Raw genomic sequence first — 15,178 nt, 5'->3', positions numbered from 1 at the left:
CCTGTTTACGGCTTGGGCTGGCGGGGCCGACCCAGCACATCGTCGATCCAGCGCTGATCGAGGCGGCCCGGCGGCGGTTCGTCCCCTGATGGGTCGATACTGTCAGGATCGCGCGGATAGCGGTCTTGCGGGCCGTTGGGCAGCGGGTTGCCGTCCTCGTCCACATATTGCACATCGTCGGCATTGCCATAATAGGCTTCGTTGTCCGGCTCCAGCTGCCATTCGGGCAGCGTGACCTCAGTCTCGAACTGCTCGACCGGGCGTTTCGCCACTGCCGTGCGCATGAACTGCGCAAAGGCGCGGGCAGGGGCCGCGCCGCCCTGAAGGCCGGGGATCGCCTTCGCCTTGTCGTTGCCCATCCAGACGCCGGTGGTGATGCCGCTGGAAAAGCCGAGGAACCAGCCGTCCTTGTTGCTGCTCGTCGTGCCGGTCTTGCCCGCCACCGGGCGGCCGATCTGCGCGGCGCGGCCGGTGCCGATGTTGACGGCGGTTTGCAGCAGGTCCGTGATCCCCGCCGCCACCCATGGCGCGACGAGCACGCGGCTGGTGTCGTCCTGATGGGTGTAGAGCAGCCGCCCGTCCGCCGTCGTTACCTTGGTGATGCCATAGGGCGCCACCGCAATGCCCTTGCGCGCGACGGACGCGAAGGCGCGGGTCATGTCGATAAGCCGCGCGTCTGAGGAGCCGAGCACCATCGAGGGGTGGGTGTTGACCTCTGTGCTGATGCCGAAGCGGCGCGCCATGTCCGCGATGGTGCCGAAGCCGACCTCCTGCCCGAGCTTGGCCGCCACGGTGTTGATCGAATAGGCAAAGGCGGTGCGTACGTCGATCTCGCCCGCGTTCTTGCCGTTGCTGTTGCGCGGGGACCAGCCGTCAATCTCGACCGGCTCGTCCACAACATGCGTATCCGGGCTGTATCCGCCTTCGAGCGCAGCAAGATAGACGAACAGCTTGAAGGCGGAGCCGGGCTGGCGCACGGCGGTGGTCGCGCGGTTATAGTTGGAGCTGACATAATCCAGCCCGCCGACCATAGCGCGCACCGCGCCATCCCGGTCAAGCGCCACCAGCGCTGCCTGAGCGTTCTTCGGCGCGTTGCGGGTGAGGGACTGGGTCGCCGCGCGCTGCATAGTGAGGTCTATCGTCGTGTAAACCTCCAGCGGCTCAACCGGCTCGTCAATCAGCATATCAAGCTGCGGCAGCGCCCAGTCGGTGAAATAGCGCACGCTGTTCTGCGGCGCTTCGGGCGCGAGCGAGACATGATCGAGCTTGGCGGCTTCCAGCTCGCGCTGGGAGATGACGCCGTTCCTGCGCATGACATCGAGCACGACAGAGGCGCGGTCCACCGCCGCCTTGGCATCCGCCGTCGGGCTATAGTTGGACGGTGCCTTGACCAGCCCGGCGATGATCGCCGCCTCGGGCAGGCTCAGGGTCGTTCCGGGGTGGCCGAAGAACTTGCGGCTCGCCGCATCCACGCCGTAGGCGCCGCCGCCGAAATAGACCTTGTTGAGGTATAGCTCCAGGATCTGGCGCTTGGAGAATTTGCGCTCCATCGCCAGCGCGAGGATCATCTCGCGCGCCTTGCGGCCGAACGAATAGCTGTTGTTGAGGAAGACGTTGCGCGCAAGCTGTTGCGTGATGGTGGATGCGCCCTGCAACCGCCGCCCGGTGCCGCGATGCTGGACCGCAAACCAGCCCGCGCGCGCCATGCCGACCGGGTCGATACCGGGGTGATAGTAAAAGCGCTTGTCCTCGACGCTGACCATCGCGTCCTTCATCACCGCCGGGATCTGATCGACGGAGAGCCAGCGGCCGAAGCTGGGGCCGAGCGAGACGATGACCGTGCCGTCCGCCGCGTGCACGCGGATCATCTGGCCGTTGGGTGAGGATTTGAGGCTCTCGAAGCTGGGGAGCGACTGCATCGCCACAACCACCGCCGCGACCAGCGCGATGAAGCCGGCCGCAGCCGTAATTCCCCCGATTTTCAACAGCCGGACGAGCCAGATTTTCACAGTGTGCGCCTTCGCCATGCCCAACCGTCTCGCACTCTCATCCTGCCAGCGGCTTACCCGTTAGCGGAATCCGCCGCAAGCAGATATGGTCGGCACTATGAACGCGGCTTGAATTCGAGGGCGGCGCTGTTGATGCAATAGCGCAGGCCGTTCTCGCCCGGCCCATCCGGGAAGACATGGCCGAGATGCCCGTCGCAGCGCGAGCAGCGCACCTCCACACGGCGCATGCCGTGGCTGTTGTCCTCGTAATTATCGATCGCCTCGCCATCGACCGGGGCGGTAAAGGCGGGCCAGCCGCAGCCGCTGTTGTATTTCTCGCCGCTGGTGAACAATTCGGAGCCGCAACCGGCACACAGGTAGGTGCCATCCGCGAACAAATGGTCATATTCGCCGGTAAACGCGCGCTCCGTGCCTGCCTGGCGCAGGATGTGATATTGCTCGGCGCTGAGCTTCTCGCGCCATTCTTCGTCGGTGAGGGTGATCTTGTCCATGCGCGACAATATGGTTGCGCATAGGAGAGAGCGCAAGGGATGGCACAGGGCCAGAACACCGTCATCCCCGCGAAAGCGGGGATCCAGACTCCCACGGATAGCGCCCGCTACCCGGGATTCCCGCTTTCGCGGGAATGACACCCAGTTTTATCAGACTTATCTGCTGCGGGCGGCCTGCCGTGTTATCGTCAGCAATTCCTGCCGCACGGCGGCGTCGCCGGGGCCGGTGGAGCTGCGGGTCAGACGCTCGGCCTCCAGCAGGCGTTCGATCAGCCTGCCGGCCTTGTCGCCGCTCCAGATGCGCGCCTGTTTCTGGACCGTGCCCTTTTCTTTCCAGAATACCGCCTTGCCCTCTGTCTCCATAGCCTTGTCCATGCTGCCGCTGCGCTCGAACGCGGCGCCGATCTGCGCGACGAGTAGCGCGCGGTTGAGCAAGGGGCGGGTTACGCTGGCGAGCGGCGTCGCGCTTGCCTGAAGCTGCGCCAGTTCATGATGCAGGGCGGCAGCGTCTCCGCCGAGCACGGCATTGACCAGCGGGCCGACATCGCTCTCGCTCGCCCCGGCGGAAAGGGCGTCGAGCGCCTCGGCCGTGGCTTCGGCGGGGTGCTCGGGCGTGGCGTCGAGATAGAGCGCGATCTTCTCCACCTCGCCCGCCATCAGCGCGCGGTCGTTGCCGCAAAGGTCGGCGATGCGCCGCGCAAGTTCGGTGGAGAGGCGCAGCCCGCGTTCACGCGCCTGGGCCTGCGCGATCTGCGCCGCCTCCCGCTCGTCCGGCGCGTAGCTGGCGAAGGCGAGAGCATGGGGAGAATCGAGGCACAGCTTGGCGAGCTTCGACGTGCCCTTGATCGCGCCCGCGACCGCCACGACCGGGTTACCCGCCTGAGGAGCCTCCAGCAGCGCGGCGATGGCGGACACGCTTTCCTCGCCCGCGCCCATTACGCGCACCCAGCGCTTGTCACCGAACATCGAGAAGGACGCGGCCTCGTCCGCCAGCCGAGCGGGGTCTGATTTGAGCGTCGCGCCGTCCAGGTCTATGCGCTCCGCGCCCTCGCCCATTGCGCGCTCCAGCCGCTTGAGCAGCGCGAGGCTGCCTGCCTCGTCAGGTCCGTAGAGCAGGACGATGCGCGTTTCGGGGGAGGGAGCGTCGAGCGCCTTTTCGATCTGCGCCCGGTTGGCCTTCATGGCGTAGTGGCTTGGGGGGCCGGGGCGGAGGAAGCCGCCTGCTCATTTGCCAGCTTCTGCGCCATGCGCATGACGATCTGGTCCGCGACAATCTCGGACAGGCGTTCGAGCGCGGTGTCTTCCGCCGCGATCGTCGCAAATTCGCTGCTGGCGACATCGAGACCGGCGTCAGACCCTGCGGTTGCGTCCATCACCAGCGCGCCGGTCGCGCCGTCGAACAGCTGATAGCGTGCGCGCAGCGTGCGGCGCTCGCGCGAGACGGTGTCGCCTGCGCGCACACCAAAGCCGGTGATCTGGTCGTCCAGCTCCACATGCAGGCGATAGCTCGGCCCCTCTCCGCCCGAGATGGCGGCGAGGCGTTCATTGAGGGCGTTAGTGACAAGCCAGCCCGCCTTGCCCTCGATCGCATCGACCTGCACCGAGCCGATGGCGCGGGCGACCGTGCCCTGCGTGCCGCTGCCATAGAGCGGGCGCAGGCCGCAGGAGGCAAGCGCGGGCAGGGCGGCGAGAGCCAAGGCGAGGGCGGCGAGGCGTTTCATATCACTATGTTGACCAGCCGGTCCGGCACCACAATGATTTTCTTTGGGGCCGCGCCATCCATGATGCGCGCGACATTGGGCGCGGCAAGCGCGAGGGCTTCCAGCTGATCCTTGGGCAGCCCCTTCGCCACCGTGATCGTGTCGCGCAGCTTGCCCATCACCTGGCAGGCGATGGTCACTTCATCCTCAACGAGCAGCGCGGGGTCGACCTCGGGCCAGATGGCGTCGGCGATGAGGCCTGTCTGCCCCATGTCCGCCCAAGCTTCCTCGGCCAGATGCGGCACCATCGGCGCGACGAGCAGCGCGAGCGCGCGGATCGCGGCGGCGCGGCTGGCGGAAGGCGCGGCTTTCTCGATCGCGTTCGCCAGCTCGTAAATCTTCGCCACCGCCTTGTTGAACGACAGCGCCTCTATGTCCTTCGCCACGCCGTCGATGGTCTGGTGCAGCTTGCGGTCGAGCGCCTTGTCTTCTGCGCCGTCGCCCGTCTCATCCGCAGCGCCGAACAGTCTCCACAGCCGGTTGACGAAGCGCCAGCTGCCCTCGATGCCGCTCGCCGTCCACGGCAGATCGCGCTCGGGCGGAGAGTCGGACAGCATAAACCAGCGCACCGCGTCCGCGCCATATTGGTCGATGATGTCATCTGGATCGACGACATTCTTCTTCGACTTCGACATCTTCTCGACACGCCCCAGCGTGACCGACGCGCCACCATTGACCATCACATAGCCTTCGCCGCGCTTCTCGACCTCTTCGGGCGCGAGCCATTTGCCGTCCGGAGACTTATACGTCTCATGCGTCACCATGCCCTGGGTGAACAAGCCGGCGAACGGCTCCTTCACATCTATCTTGCCGCAGTGGTTCAGCGCGCGGGTCCAAAAGCGCGCGTAGAGCAGGTGGAGGATCGCATGTTCGATACCGCCGATATACTGGCCGACGGGCAACCACTGCTCGGCCACCGCCTTGTCGAACGGCTTGTCATCGGGCTGGCTGGCGAAGCGGATGAAATACCAGCTTGAGTCGACGAAGGTGTCGAGCGTGTCCGTCTCGCGCCGGGCGGGTTTGTCGCACTTCGGACAGGGGGCGTGCTTCCATGTCGGGTGCCGCTCCAGCGGGTTGCCGGGAATGTCGAAGCTCACATCTTCGGGCAGCACCACGGGCAACTGGTCCTTCGGCACCGGCACCACGCCGCACTCGTCGCAATGGATGAACGGGATCGGCGTGCCCCAATAGCGCTGGCGCGAAACGCCCCAGTCGCGCAGGCGCCACACGGTCGTGCCCTTGCCCCAGCCCTCGCTCTCGGCGCGCGCGATGACGGCGGCCTTGGCGACTTCGACATCCATGCCGTTGAGGAAATCCGAATTGATGAGCGTGCCCGGCCCGGTATAGGCTTCGTCACTGACCGGCGCATCCTCGCCATCGGCCGAGACGACGCGCGGCGTGGCGAGCATATATTTGCGCGCGAAATCGAGGTCGCGCTGGTCATGCGCGGGCACCGCCATCACCGCGCCGGTGCCATATTCCATCAGCACGAAATTGGCGACGAACAGCGGCAGCGTGGCTCCCGTGAAAGGGTGGATCACCGAAACGCCGGTGTCGTATCCCAGCTTTTCCTGCGTCTCGATCTCGGCGGCGGCGGTGCCGGTCTTGCGGCATTCGTCGGCAAAGGCGGCGAGGTTGGCGTCGGTCTTGGCGAGTTCGAGCGCGATCGGATGATCGGCGGCGATGGCGGCAAAGCTCGCCCCGAAGATGGTGTCGGGCCGGGTGGAGAAGACCTCAAGGCTGTTTGCATCGCCAACCGCGCGGTCCAGCTTGAACGAGAACTGCAGGCCGACCGACTTGCCGATCCAGTTCTCCTGCATCAGCTTGACCTTGTCCGGCCACTGATCGAGGCTACCCAGCCCATCGAGCAGATCGTCTGCGAACTGGGTGATCTTGAGGAACCACTGGCTGAGCTTGCGCTTCTCCACCGGCGCGCCGGAGCGCCAGCCCTTGCCGTCGATCACCTGCTCGTTCGCCAGCACGGTCATATCGACCGGGTCCCAGTTGACCGCGCTCTCCTTGCGATAGACGAGGCCCGCCTCATAGAGATCGAGGAACAGCGCCTGCTCCTGCCCGTAATAGTCCGGCTCGCAGGTCGCCAGCTCGCGGCTCCAGTCCAGCGCGAAGCCGAGGCGCTTCAGCTGCGCCTTCATGTTGGCGATGTTGGATCGGGTCCAGTCGCCGGGATGGACCTTTTTCTCCATCGCGGCATTTTCGGCCGGCATGCCGAACGCGTCCCACCCCATCGGGTGCAGCACTTCGTAGCCGCGCATGCGGCGAAAGCGCGCCAGCACGTCGCCCATCGTGTAGTTGCGGACATGGCCGATGTGGATGCGGCCGGAGGGGTAGGGGAACATCTCCAGCACGTAGGAACGCGGCTTGGGCGAAGCGTCGTCAGCGCGAAAGCTCTGTTTCTCGTCCCATATGCGCTGCCATTTGGCGTCCGCGTCCAGCGGGTTGAAGCGCCTTTGCATTGTTCGTCATGCTCCCCGCCGGGCGCATCCGCCGACGCCCCGGCTCATTGTAACACTGGTGGATGCTGGCCGATCAGTCCTGCTCGCCGATCGCCATGCGGCGCAGGTCACGCGCCTTGGTGAGGATGATCTCCTCCAGCTTCTGCACCGTGGCGGCCTGAACCGGCACCTCGACCCACTGGCCGTTCTGGTTCACCTGGCGGCTGGCGGCGACGCGCAGCGCATCGGCGCGCAGATCCTGATCGAGGATCGTCACCGTCACCTTCATGCGTTCACCCACCGCATTGGGGTTGGCGTACCAGTCCGTCACGATCACGCCGCCATTCGAATCGGTCTGCACCAGCGGCATGAACGAAAGCGTTTCGAGGCTCGCGCGCCACAGATAGGCGTTGACGCCGATCGTCGTCACCTTCGATGCCGCCAGATCCGCCTTGGGGCGCTTGTTGCCGCCCGAACAGGCGGCAAGCCCGCCGAGCGCGAGGACGATCGCGGCAGAGGCAAGGAGACGGGCGGGGAACTGCAATGTCATGGCGCACTTTCCAGTCTTGGCGGCGGACGCGACGATGCAGCCGCGGCACGGATGTCGTGCTTCTATAGCCACCCTGCGCCATTCGGCAAGATATTCAAAAATATTAGGGGTAAAGCTGGAAATTTTCACGGGAAAGGCATATGATAGCGCCATCAAAGACAATAAGAGTCGGACTGGGAATGGCCGGGTTCAGGGAGCATGTCGGATACACGCTGGTTGCGGGGCTCGCGCTTGTCGCGGCTGTGCCTGCGCTCGGCGCCGTGGGTGACTTGCTCCGTCTGCGCAGCACCGTGCCCGTGTCGCTGGGTGAGCTGGGCAGCATCGCCTCGTTCACGCCCGCGATCCACGATCCCAAGCTCTCCTCCGCTTATGCCCGCGCGGTGTTGAAGCGCGGCGGCAATCAGTTCCGCTTCACGCCGACCAGCGGCTCCTTGAGCGGCCGCCGCTCGATCACCGTGCTGGTGCGCGCGGATCAAGGCGCCGCGCGGGGCGAGGAGCGCGCCGCCGGGCCGCTCAGCATCGCGCCGCTGGCCTTCAACCTCGATGCATCGCGCGGCTGGCGCAAGTTCGCCCTGCCGGACAAGGTGGGCAGCAAGTCTCTGGACCCGGTTTTCATCGACATGCCCGTCGCAGGCAATTTTTCGCTGGAGAGCAAACCATCCCGCCTGAAGGCGGACGTACAGCTTGACGCCAAGCGCGATGCCGGCACCGCGCCGCAGACGCTTGCCGGCGAGAGCAAGCTCAGCGTCGCGATCGGCAGCAGCTATTCGCTCACCCGCAACCTCAACGTTACGGCGGGTGTACGCTATAAGGGGCCGGACAACCGCCTCGCGCCGATCACTGATGGCAAGCAGGATGATCAGGCTGTCTACGTAGGCACCAAGTTCAAATTCTAGGGATTTGGCCCAGGCCGGGCTGCAAATGGCGCCTTTCTGCGCTTCCGGTGCTCACGTACTGAAAGTACGCTCCGCGCCGGTTCTCGAAAAACACCATTTTCGCCACGCCCTGAGCCAAATCTAACACAGCGCATCTATAGCGGCCCAGCCGTGGGCGCCGAGCGGTTTGAGGCGGCGGAAGCGCGCGGGGGTCATGCCGCCAAGTGCGATGACCGGGCAGCGCGCGCGCCTTGTCAGCGTGGCGAAATGCATCGGCCCGAGTGTTTGCCCCCCGGGGTGCGAGCGGGTCGGAAAAACGGGCGAGATGAAGACGATGTCCGCGCCCGCGCGATAGGCGGCGGCAAGCTGGCGCATATCATGCACGGCTGCTGAGACGAGGCCGAGCAGGACCTTGCGGCGGGTGGCCGCGTGAGCCGGGCGGTGAACGCCATGCGCGCCTCGGCCCGGCACATCACCTGCCGCCAGCAGGAGCAGGCCATGCCGCCGCGCCAGCGTCACTACCTTGTCAAACAGGTCACGTCGCGCCTCGCGCTCCAGCCCATAATGCCTAAACACCACGCCTGCCCCGCGCGGCAGCCGGGCAATCGCGCGCAGCAAGTGGGCTTCCTCTACCCGTTCATCGGTAAACAGCCACAGTCGCGGCAGGGATGAAGGGGGCTGGCGGCGGAGCATGTCGCCCTCTATAGCGGCGCGCATGGACCAATCCACTCTCGAAACGCCCGCCCAGACCCCGCTTGCCGAGGTGCGCGGCCGCATAGCGAAAGCCGCCGCGCTCGCCGGGCGCAGCGCCGACGACGTGACGCTGATCGCCATCTCCAAGACGCATGGGGCCGACGCGATCCTGCCCTTGCTGGAGCAGGGGCAGCGCCATTTCGGCGAAAACCGGGTGCAGGAGGCGCAAGCCAAATGGCCCGATCTGCGCGCGCGCTATCCCGACGTTACGCTGCACCTCGTCGGCCAGCTTCAGAGCAACAAGGCGGCGGAGGCAGTCGGGCTGTTCGATGTGATCCATTCGCTCGATAGGCCGTCGCTGGTCGCGGCGCTGGGCAAGGCGATGGCGGCGGCGGGGCGGCAGGTGCCGTGCTTCGTCCAGGTCAATATCGGCGAGGAACCACAAAAGGGCGGCTGCGCGATTGCCGATGTACCCGCCCTGCTGGCCGCCGCGCAGGAGGCCGGTATTCCCGTCATCGGGCTGATGTGCGTGCCACCGGCCGATGTCGAGGCGGTGCCCTATTTCGCGCTGCTGGCAAAGATGGCGCGGGATGTCGGGCTCGAAGGCCTCTCCATGGGCATGTCGGGCGACTATGAGACGGCGGTGATGCTCGGCGCGACCCATGTGCGCGTCGGCTCCGCACTGTTCGGCGCGCGGGGTTAGCCGAAACCGAAAAGGCCGCCCCGATGTCGAGGCGGCCTTCCCAAATCCTAGAGCGCGCTGCGCTAAATCTGGATCGGTCAGCGCGCTCTAAGTTTTTGTTTTACCGCATCGTTTTGGCGCAAAACCGGTCCCCACTTTTGCGCACGATGCTCTATGACGTCAAGTCAGAACTTGCCGCGAATGGTGATGCCATATGTGCGCGGCTCAGCCAGATAGGCGGAGAACAGCTGCGTCGCGCTGGTCGCGCGGCCAGCCTGGACATGTGCGATGGAATTGCTGCCCTGCAACGGGGTGTTGAACGCCACCTGGGTATATTTGGTGTTGAACACGTTCTGGCCCCAGAACTCTACCGCCCAGCGCTGCTCTGGCCCGCGGATGCCGATGCGCGCGTTCCACACATCATAGCCATCCTGCGTTTTCTCGGGGAACAGGTCTGAGCCGGTATTGTAGTCGCCGGTCATACGGCCATCGAAATAGAGCAGGCCGGAAACCCCGCTGGAGCCGATGTCGGGCGTCCACGCAAAGCTCATGGTGGTAACAAATTTCGGTGCGTTGCTGTTGATGCGGCCGGGCAGCAGGAACAGCGCCGAGTCCAGCGGAGTCTGCCCATCGCCGCTGCCGACCAGCCGCTTGGCGAACTTTGCCTCGGCATAGGTCAACCCGCCGCTTACCCGGACATTACGCACCGGCGAGGCATTCAGCTCCAGCTCAATGCCCTGGCTGACGAGGCCGGGCTTCACATCGCCCTTGGCACAGGTGCCTGCCGAGAGCGTGCCGTCGCAGCCGTTGATGTTCTGCACGACGAAGCTGAAGCCGTTATAGGTGTTCAGCTGGAAGTTCTTGAACTCCTGCCTGAAGGCCGCGATGTTAACGCCCCACTGCCGGGTGCTGTATTTCATGCCGACCTCGAACGCATCGACCTTTTCCGCCGCAAAACGGAGCGAGGGGGAGTCTGCGGCGCTGCGCGGGGTGAAATATGTCGCGGGCGCGGTGTTGCCACCATTGGTGCCGTAGTTGCCCAGCTCGAACCGGTCGAGGTTATAGCCACCCGCCTTGTACCCGCGCGAATAGCTGGCGTAGATCAGCATCTCGCGCGTCGGCTTGTAAGACAGCACAGCGGTGCCGGAAAGCTCGTTGTCGCTGATGCTGTCATTAAGGGCGAGGGCATTGAGCGCCGGGCTGCCGTTACCTAGACAGCCGAGGGCGAGAATGCCTTGAGAAAGCTGGGCGGCCGAAGCGCCAAATGCGCCCGATGTCAGATCGACAAGATCATTCGGAGCGCCCGCTACCCTCGTTTGCAGGGCGGTGCACGCCGCGTTGTCATTGTTGAAAGTGGCAGAAAGTTTTTTCTTTTCATGCGTGTATCGCAAGCCGACGGTAAGATCGAGCTTGTTGGTGATATGGACGATGTTGTGTGTGAAGGCGGCGATGCTCTCGCTGTCCTGTTTGTACTGCGCATCGCGGTCTCCAGCAGTGCCTGTCGCGCCGATATTGACCAAAGTACGCAGTGCGCCATTCAATATCGGGTTAGTTGTGACTTGATCAATCACGCCGACCGTCGGTGCCAGGAAGGATGCCCGGCTGTTGCACGGCAGGCTGGCCGCCGGAAGGCTGCCTGAAAGAATTCGGCACGTCGCGAACAGGCCATAATCCGCGCCAAAGCGGATATTGTCGACCAGCGTCAGCTTCTCGTTGGAATAATAGCCACCTACCAGCCAGTCGAGCTTGTTGTCGAACGCCTGTCCCTGAAGCCGCAGCTCCTGCGTGAAGGTCTTGAACTGGCGATAGGTGTTGGGATCGCGGTACACGATGTCCGCACGGTTATAGTCATAGTCGCCATAGTCGCGGGATTTATAGTCGCGGTAAGCGGTGATGCTGGTGAGCTTCGTGTCACCGAAATCATAGTTGATTTCACCCGAAAGGCCCCAGTCCTTAAGCTTTGAAACATAGTCGCGGCCCGGGGTAATGCTGGTGGTGCGGCTATAGGGATCTATGGTGATGGGCACGCCGCTGATCGTCTGAAGGATGGTAGCGATGCGGCTTGTGGGGTTGACCGTGCCGGGCGCGGGAGCGAGCACTTCGCGCTTGGAGATATACACCGCCGCGCAACAGCTTTCATCGCGGTTGGTATAGTCGCCGATCAGGCGGATGGAGAGCGCATCGTTCGGTTCCAGCAATGCCTGCCCGCGCAGGAAATAACGGTCGCGGTCGTTGGTATCGCCCACCTTGTTGCCCGCAGCGTCTACAAGCTTCATGAAGCCGTCGCGCTGGCTCCACACGCCGTCCATCCTCAGCGCGATCTTCTCGCTCACCGGGCCGGTGACGCTGCCCGACACGCGCCAAAAATCATAGTTGCCGTAGGTGATTTCACCCTTGGCGCCGAATGTGAATTCCGGGCCCTTGGAAACGATGTTGATGAGGCCCGCCGAGGCGTTGCGGCCGAACAGCGTGCCCTGCGGCCCGCGCAGCACCTCGATCCGCTCGATCTCGCCAAGGTCGGTCAGGCCCGCGCCGGTGCGCGAGCGGTAGACGCCATCGATGAACACCGCGACCGAGCTTTCCAGGCCGGGATTGTCGCCCACCGTGCCGACGCCGCGAATGCGCGCCGCGCCATTGGCTTCGGAGCCGGTGGAGGAGACCAGCAATGAGGGAGCGAGTTGATTGAGCTGGCGAATGTCGTTCGCGCCGCTGTTCTGCAGGGAGGCGGCGGTGACGGCGGAAACGGCGATCGGCACATTGGCCAGCGGGCTGGCGCGGCGGGTGGCGGTGACGATGATGAGGCCTTCCTCCTGCGGAGCTTCATCAGCGGCGGCAGGCGCGGCCTGATCAGCAGCCGGGGCGGAGTTTGTTTCCTGTGCGTGGGCCGAAAGGCTGAAGGCAATGGCTGCCACCGCAGCGCCGGGAGTGAAAATTTCAAGGCTCTTCTTCATGATGCACCCTTCCATTTTACATGATCTCTGACGGACCGTTGGTTATGAGACAAATATGACCCATTTTAGCAGGAGTGCAACCTTGCTGTCTGAATTTTACAGCATTTTTACTCTGCATTTTCTGCGGAACGTGCAGATAAGCCACACCTGCTCAGGCCATATTGCCAGCACATGGCAATAAGCCGTAACGGAACAGGCATGACAGCAATCGATACGCCCGAAAAGCCGGTAACACCCCCTATCCGCATCGCCGCGCTCTATCGCTTCGCCCGGTTCGATGACCCCACCGCGCTGCGGGCGGAAATCAGGGTCTGGTGCGCTGAGCTGGATGTCCGGGGCACGCTGTTGCTGGCGCGGGAGGGCATCAACGGCACGGTGTCCGGCACGGAACCCGCCATCGACCTGCTGGTGACGCGGCTGCGCACCCTGCCGGATTGTTCGGATCTGGAGGTGAAATACGCCTGGGCGGATGCGCATCCGTTCGGGCGCATGAAGGTGAAGCTCAAGCGCGAGATCGTGACGATGAACGCGGGCGAGGTCGACCCTGCGCGCAATGCGGGGCTGTATGTAGAGCCGCAGGACTGGAACGCCCTGATCACCGACCCGGACACGATCCTGATCGATACGCGCAATGACTATGAAGTTGCGATCGGTTCCTTCGCGGGTGCGATAGACCCGGCTATCCGCAATTTCAGCGAATTTCCCGGCTGGCTGGCGCGCGAGCAGGCGCGCTGGGCGGAGGAGGGGCGGGCGGCGCCGAAGGTCGCCATGTTCTGCACAGGCGGCATACGATGTGAGAAGTCAACGGCGCTGGCGCGAGCCATGGGGCTGGGCGAAGTCTATCACCTCAAGGGCGGCATTTTGCGCTATCTTGAGGCAGTGCCAGAAAATCAAAGCCTTTGGCAGGGCAACTGCTTCGTGTTCGACGAGCGCGTGTCTGTTGGCCACGGGCTGGAGCCGTCGGGCGACCGTATGTGCGCCTCCTGCGGCTGGCCCTACCACATGGGCGAGACGCATCACTGCGCGCCGCAGCATGGCCAAAAAAAAGCCGCCCCGGAGGGCGGCTGAAAGTTTTTAGGAGAGGATGCCTGAAAGGCACTCTCTATGTGCGTCGGGGAGGCTTATTTCGCAAGTGCGAAACAACGCCTCGCGATTGCAAAAAATGCACTCGCCCCGATTTTCTTGCGTTTCCGTAGAGTTATCGCGGAAAAAAATGCGTAAGGCCGACTTAACAAGCCGTTAAATTTCGCACCATTTTGGGGCCGAGCTCGGCTGACACGCGGCCCCGACTCGCGAATCAATGCCCCGCCTGTGGCCCGCGCTTGATGCCCGAAAGGCCAAGCTGCTCGTCTATCTGCGCCATCAGCCGCTCAAGACCCGCCTCGTCCTTCGCCTCGGCCCGTGCGACCAGCACGTCCTGCGTGTTCGACGCGCGCAGCAGCCACCAGCCATCCGCAGTGTTGACGCGCGCGCCATCGGTGTCGTTCACTTCAGCGCCCGCCGCTTTCAAACGGGCCAGCACTTCGTCTACGGCAGCAAACTTGCGGCTTTCGTCCACCTGAAAGCGCATTTCAGGCGTGTTCACCATGGCGGGCATCTCGCCGCGCAGCTGGGTGACGCTCTTGCCGAGCGTGCCTGCCGCCCGAATGAGGCGCACGGCGGCGTAGAGCGCGTCGTCAAAGCCGTAATATTCGTGCTTGAAAAAGATGTGGCCGCTCATTTCCCCTGCGAGGGGGCTTCCAGTCTGCTTCATTTTGGACTTAATTAGGCTATGGCCCGTCTTCCACATCAGCGGTTGTCCGCCCAGCTCCGCAACGCGGTCATACAGCGCCTGGCTGGCCTTCACATCCGCGATAATCGTGGCGCCGGGCACCTCGCGCAGCACCGCCTCGGCATAGATGGCGAGCAGCTGGTCGCCCCAGATCACCCGGCCCTCGCCGTCGATCGCGCCGATCCGGTCACCGTCGCCGTCAAAAGCGACTCCGAAATCGAGTCTTTTCTCCGCGACAAGCGCCTTCAGGTCCTCCAGATTCTTCTCTTCGGTAGGATCGGGATGATGGTTAGGAAAATTGCCGTCTACATCGGTGTACAGCGTGAAATGCTCGCCGGGCAGCAGCTTGACCAGCTTCTCGACCACCGGTCCGGCCGCGCCGTTGCCGGCGTCCCAGCCGATGCGCAGCGCCTGCCCGTCAAATCCTTCGATCAGGCGGGCGACATAGCGGTCCATGATGTCGATCTGGGTCGATCCGGCGCTACCGGAGACCCAGTCTCCCTCCGCCGCCATCTTGCCAAGGCCGAGGATGTCCGCGCCGAAAAACGGGCGGCCCTGAAATACCATCTTGAAGCCATTGTAATTGGCGGGATTGTGGCTGCCGGTTATCTGGATGCCGCCATCCACCTGCTCCGTAGCCTCGCCATAATATAGCATCGGGGTCGGCCCCATGCCGACGCGCACCGCGTGAATGCCGCTGTCGTTGAGACCACGCACCAGCGCCGCCTCCAGCACCGGCGAGCTGACGCGACCGTCATATCCCACTGCCACGCTCTTGCCGCCCGCGCGGGCGATCAGCGTGCCAAAGCCCCGGCCGATGGCATAGGCGTCATCCTCGCCCAGCGTCTCGCCGATGATACCGCGGATGTCATATTCACGAAGGGTGGTGGGGTGGAAATTGTGGGTCATCGAAATCCTGCATGGTCTTGGTGAAGGTTGGCGG

At 64.2% G+C, this 15,178-nt stretch carries 12 protein-coding genes; 3 read left to right on the top strand and 9 right to left on the bottom strand.

Annotation, left to right across the window (positions count from 1 at the left end; translation table 11 throughout):
- Window positions 1-5: 5 nt before the first annotated feature.
- The 6 genes from OOT33_RS15155 to OOT33_RS15130 form a co-directional block, all read right to left on the bottom strand.
- Window positions 6-2,027, bottom strand: coding sequence for a PBP1A family penicillin-binding protein (locus OOT33_RS15155; RefSeq protein ID WP_307750869.1), 2,022 nt, complete (start codon window positions 2,025-2,027; stop codon window positions 6-8).
- A gap of 77 nt (window positions 2,028-2,104) precedes the next feature.
- Complete coding sequence (gene msrB, locus OOT33_RS15150; protein ID WP_307750868.1) at window positions 2,105-2,500, bottom strand: peptide-methionine (R)-S-oxide reductase MsrB; 396 nt, start codon at window positions 2,498-2,500, stop codon at window positions 2,105-2,107.
- Window positions 2,501-2,656: 156 nt separating this feature from the next.
- Entirely contained in the window at window positions 2,657-3,682 is a 1,026-nt protein-coding gene (gene holA / locus OOT33_RS15145) for a DNA polymerase III subunit delta (RefSeq protein ID WP_307750867.1), read from the bottom strand.
- Window positions 3,679-4,221 (bottom strand): LPS assembly lipoprotein LptE, encoded by a 543-nt coding sequence (gene lptE, locus OOT33_RS15140; RefSeq protein ID WP_307750866.1) that lies wholly within the window; start codon window positions 4,219-4,221, stop codon window positions 3,679-3,681. Before lptE ends, holA begins: the two co-directional genes overlap by 4 nt.
- Window positions 4,218-6,734 carry a leucine--tRNA ligase gene (gene leuS / locus OOT33_RS15135; RefSeq protein ID WP_307750865.1) on the bottom strand — a complete coding sequence of 839 codons (2,517 nt, stop codon included), beginning with the start codon at window positions 6,732-6,734 and terminating at the stop codon, window positions 4,218-4,220. The genes lptE and leuS overlap by 4 nt, the downstream gene beginning before the upstream one ends.
- Before the next feature lie 73 nt (window positions 6,735-6,807).
- Window positions 6,808-7,263, bottom strand: coding sequence for a DUF3576 domain-containing protein (locus tag OOT33_RS15130; RefSeq protein WP_307750864.1), 456 nt, complete (start codon window positions 7,261-7,263; stop codon window positions 6,808-6,810).
- 179 nt (window positions 7,264-7,442) lie between these two features.
- Here OOT33_RS15130 and OOT33_RS15125 point away from each other — a divergent pair, with 179 nt between their 5' ends.
- Entirely contained in the window at window positions 7,443-8,159 is a 717-nt protein-coding gene (locus OOT33_RS15125; RefSeq protein ID WP_307750862.1) for a hypothetical protein, read from the top strand.
- Between the two features lie 120 nt (window positions 8,160-8,279).
- Here the strand turns inward: OOT33_RS15125 and OOT33_RS15120 are convergent, their stop codons facing one another.
- Window positions 8,280-8,855 (bottom strand): thiamine phosphate synthase, encoded by a 576-nt coding sequence (locus tag OOT33_RS15120; protein ID WP_307750861.1) that lies wholly within the window; start codon window positions 8,853-8,855, stop codon window positions 8,280-8,282.
- Between OOT33_RS15120 and OOT33_RS15115 the strand changes: the two genes are divergently transcribed.
- Window positions 8,854-9,534, top strand: coding sequence for a YggS family pyridoxal phosphate-dependent enzyme (locus tag OOT33_RS15115; protein WP_307750860.1), 681 nt, complete (start codon window positions 8,854-8,856; stop codon window positions 9,532-9,534). The genes OOT33_RS15120 and OOT33_RS15115 overlap by 2 nt on opposite strands.
- Before the next feature lie 164 nt (window positions 9,535-9,698).
- Here OOT33_RS15115 and OOT33_RS15110 read toward each other — a convergent pair whose 3' ends face one another.
- Complete coding sequence (locus OOT33_RS15110; RefSeq protein WP_307750859.1) at window positions 9,699-12,464, bottom strand: TonB-dependent receptor domain-containing protein; 2,766 nt, start codon at window positions 12,462-12,464, stop codon at window positions 9,699-9,701.
- A gap of 198 nt (window positions 12,465-12,662) precedes the next feature.
- Here OOT33_RS15110 and OOT33_RS15105 point away from each other — a divergent pair, with 198 nt between their 5' ends.
- Complete coding sequence (locus OOT33_RS15105) at window positions 12,663-13,532, top strand: rhodanese-related sulfurtransferase (RefSeq protein WP_307750858.1); 870 nt, start codon at window positions 12,663-12,665, stop codon at window positions 13,530-13,532.
- 229 nt (window positions 13,533-13,761) lie between these two features.
- On the opposite strand, the gene pgmG is transcribed toward OOT33_RS15105, so the two are convergent.
- Window positions 13,762-15,144 carry a phosphoglucomutase/phosphomannomutase PgmG gene (pgmG, locus tag OOT33_RS15100; RefSeq protein ID WP_307750857.1) on the bottom strand — a complete coding sequence of 461 codons (1,383 nt, stop codon included), beginning with the start codon at window positions 15,142-15,144 and terminating at the stop codon, window positions 13,762-13,764.
- Window positions 15,145-15,178: the final 34 nt, after the last annotated feature.

The sequence above is a fragment of the Sphingobium sp. DEHP117 genome (assembly GCF_030867385.1).
Lineage (GTDB): Bacteria > Pseudomonadota > Alphaproteobacteria > Sphingomonadales > Sphingomonadaceae > Sphingobium.
This window is presented reverse-complemented; position numbering and strand designations above follow the sequence as displayed.

What these genes read in the sequence shown, in the direction of transcription:
- OOT33_RS15155 (WP_307750869.1), bottom strand. Translation starts at nt 2,027, where the DNA reads ATGGCGAAGGCGCACACTGTGAAAATCTGGCTCGTCCGGCTGTTGAAA.
- msrB (WP_307750868.1), bottom strand. Translation starts at nt 2,500, where the DNA reads ATGGACAAGATCACCCTCACCGACGAAGAATGGCGCGAGAAGCTCAGC.
- holA (WP_307750867.1), bottom strand. Translation starts at nt 3,682, where the DNA reads ATGAAGGCCAACCGGGCGCAGATCGAAAAGGCGCTCGACGCTCCCTCC.
- lptE (WP_307750866.1), bottom strand. Translation starts at nt 4,221, where the DNA reads ATGAAACGCCTCGCCGCCCTCGCCTTGGCTCTCGCCGCCCTGCCCGCG.
- leuS (WP_307750865.1), bottom strand. Translation starts at nt 6,734, where the DNA reads ATGCAAAGGCGCTTCAACCCGCTGGACGCGGACGCCAAATGGCAGCGC.
- OOT33_RS15130 (WP_307750864.1), bottom strand. Translation starts at nt 7,263, where the DNA reads ATGACATTGCAGTTCCCCGCCCGTCTCCTTGCCTCTGCCGCGATCGTC.
- OOT33_RS15125 (WP_307750862.1), top strand. Translation starts at nt 7,443, where the DNA reads ATGGCCGGGTTCAGGGAGCATGTCGGATACACGCTGGTTGCGGGGCTC.
- OOT33_RS15115 (WP_307750860.1), top strand. Translation starts at nt 8,854, where the DNA reads ATGGACCAATCCACTCTCGAAACGCCCGCCCAGACCCCGCTTGCCGAG.
- OOT33_RS15120 (WP_307750861.1), bottom strand. Translation starts at nt 8,855, where the DNA reads ATGCGCGCCGCTATAGAGGGCGACATGCTCCGCCGCCAGCCCCCTTCA.
- OOT33_RS15110 (WP_307750859.1), bottom strand. Translation starts at nt 12,464, where the DNA reads ATGAAGAAGAGCCTTGAAATTTTCACTCCCGGCGCTGCGGTGGCAGCC.
- OOT33_RS15105 (WP_307750858.1), top strand. Translation starts at nt 12,663, where the DNA reads ATGACAGCAATCGATACGCCCGAAAAGCCGGTAACACCCCCTATCCGC.
- pgmG (WP_307750857.1), bottom strand. Translation starts at nt 15,144, where the DNA reads ATGACCCACAATTTCCACCCCACCACCCTTCGTGAATATGACATCCGC.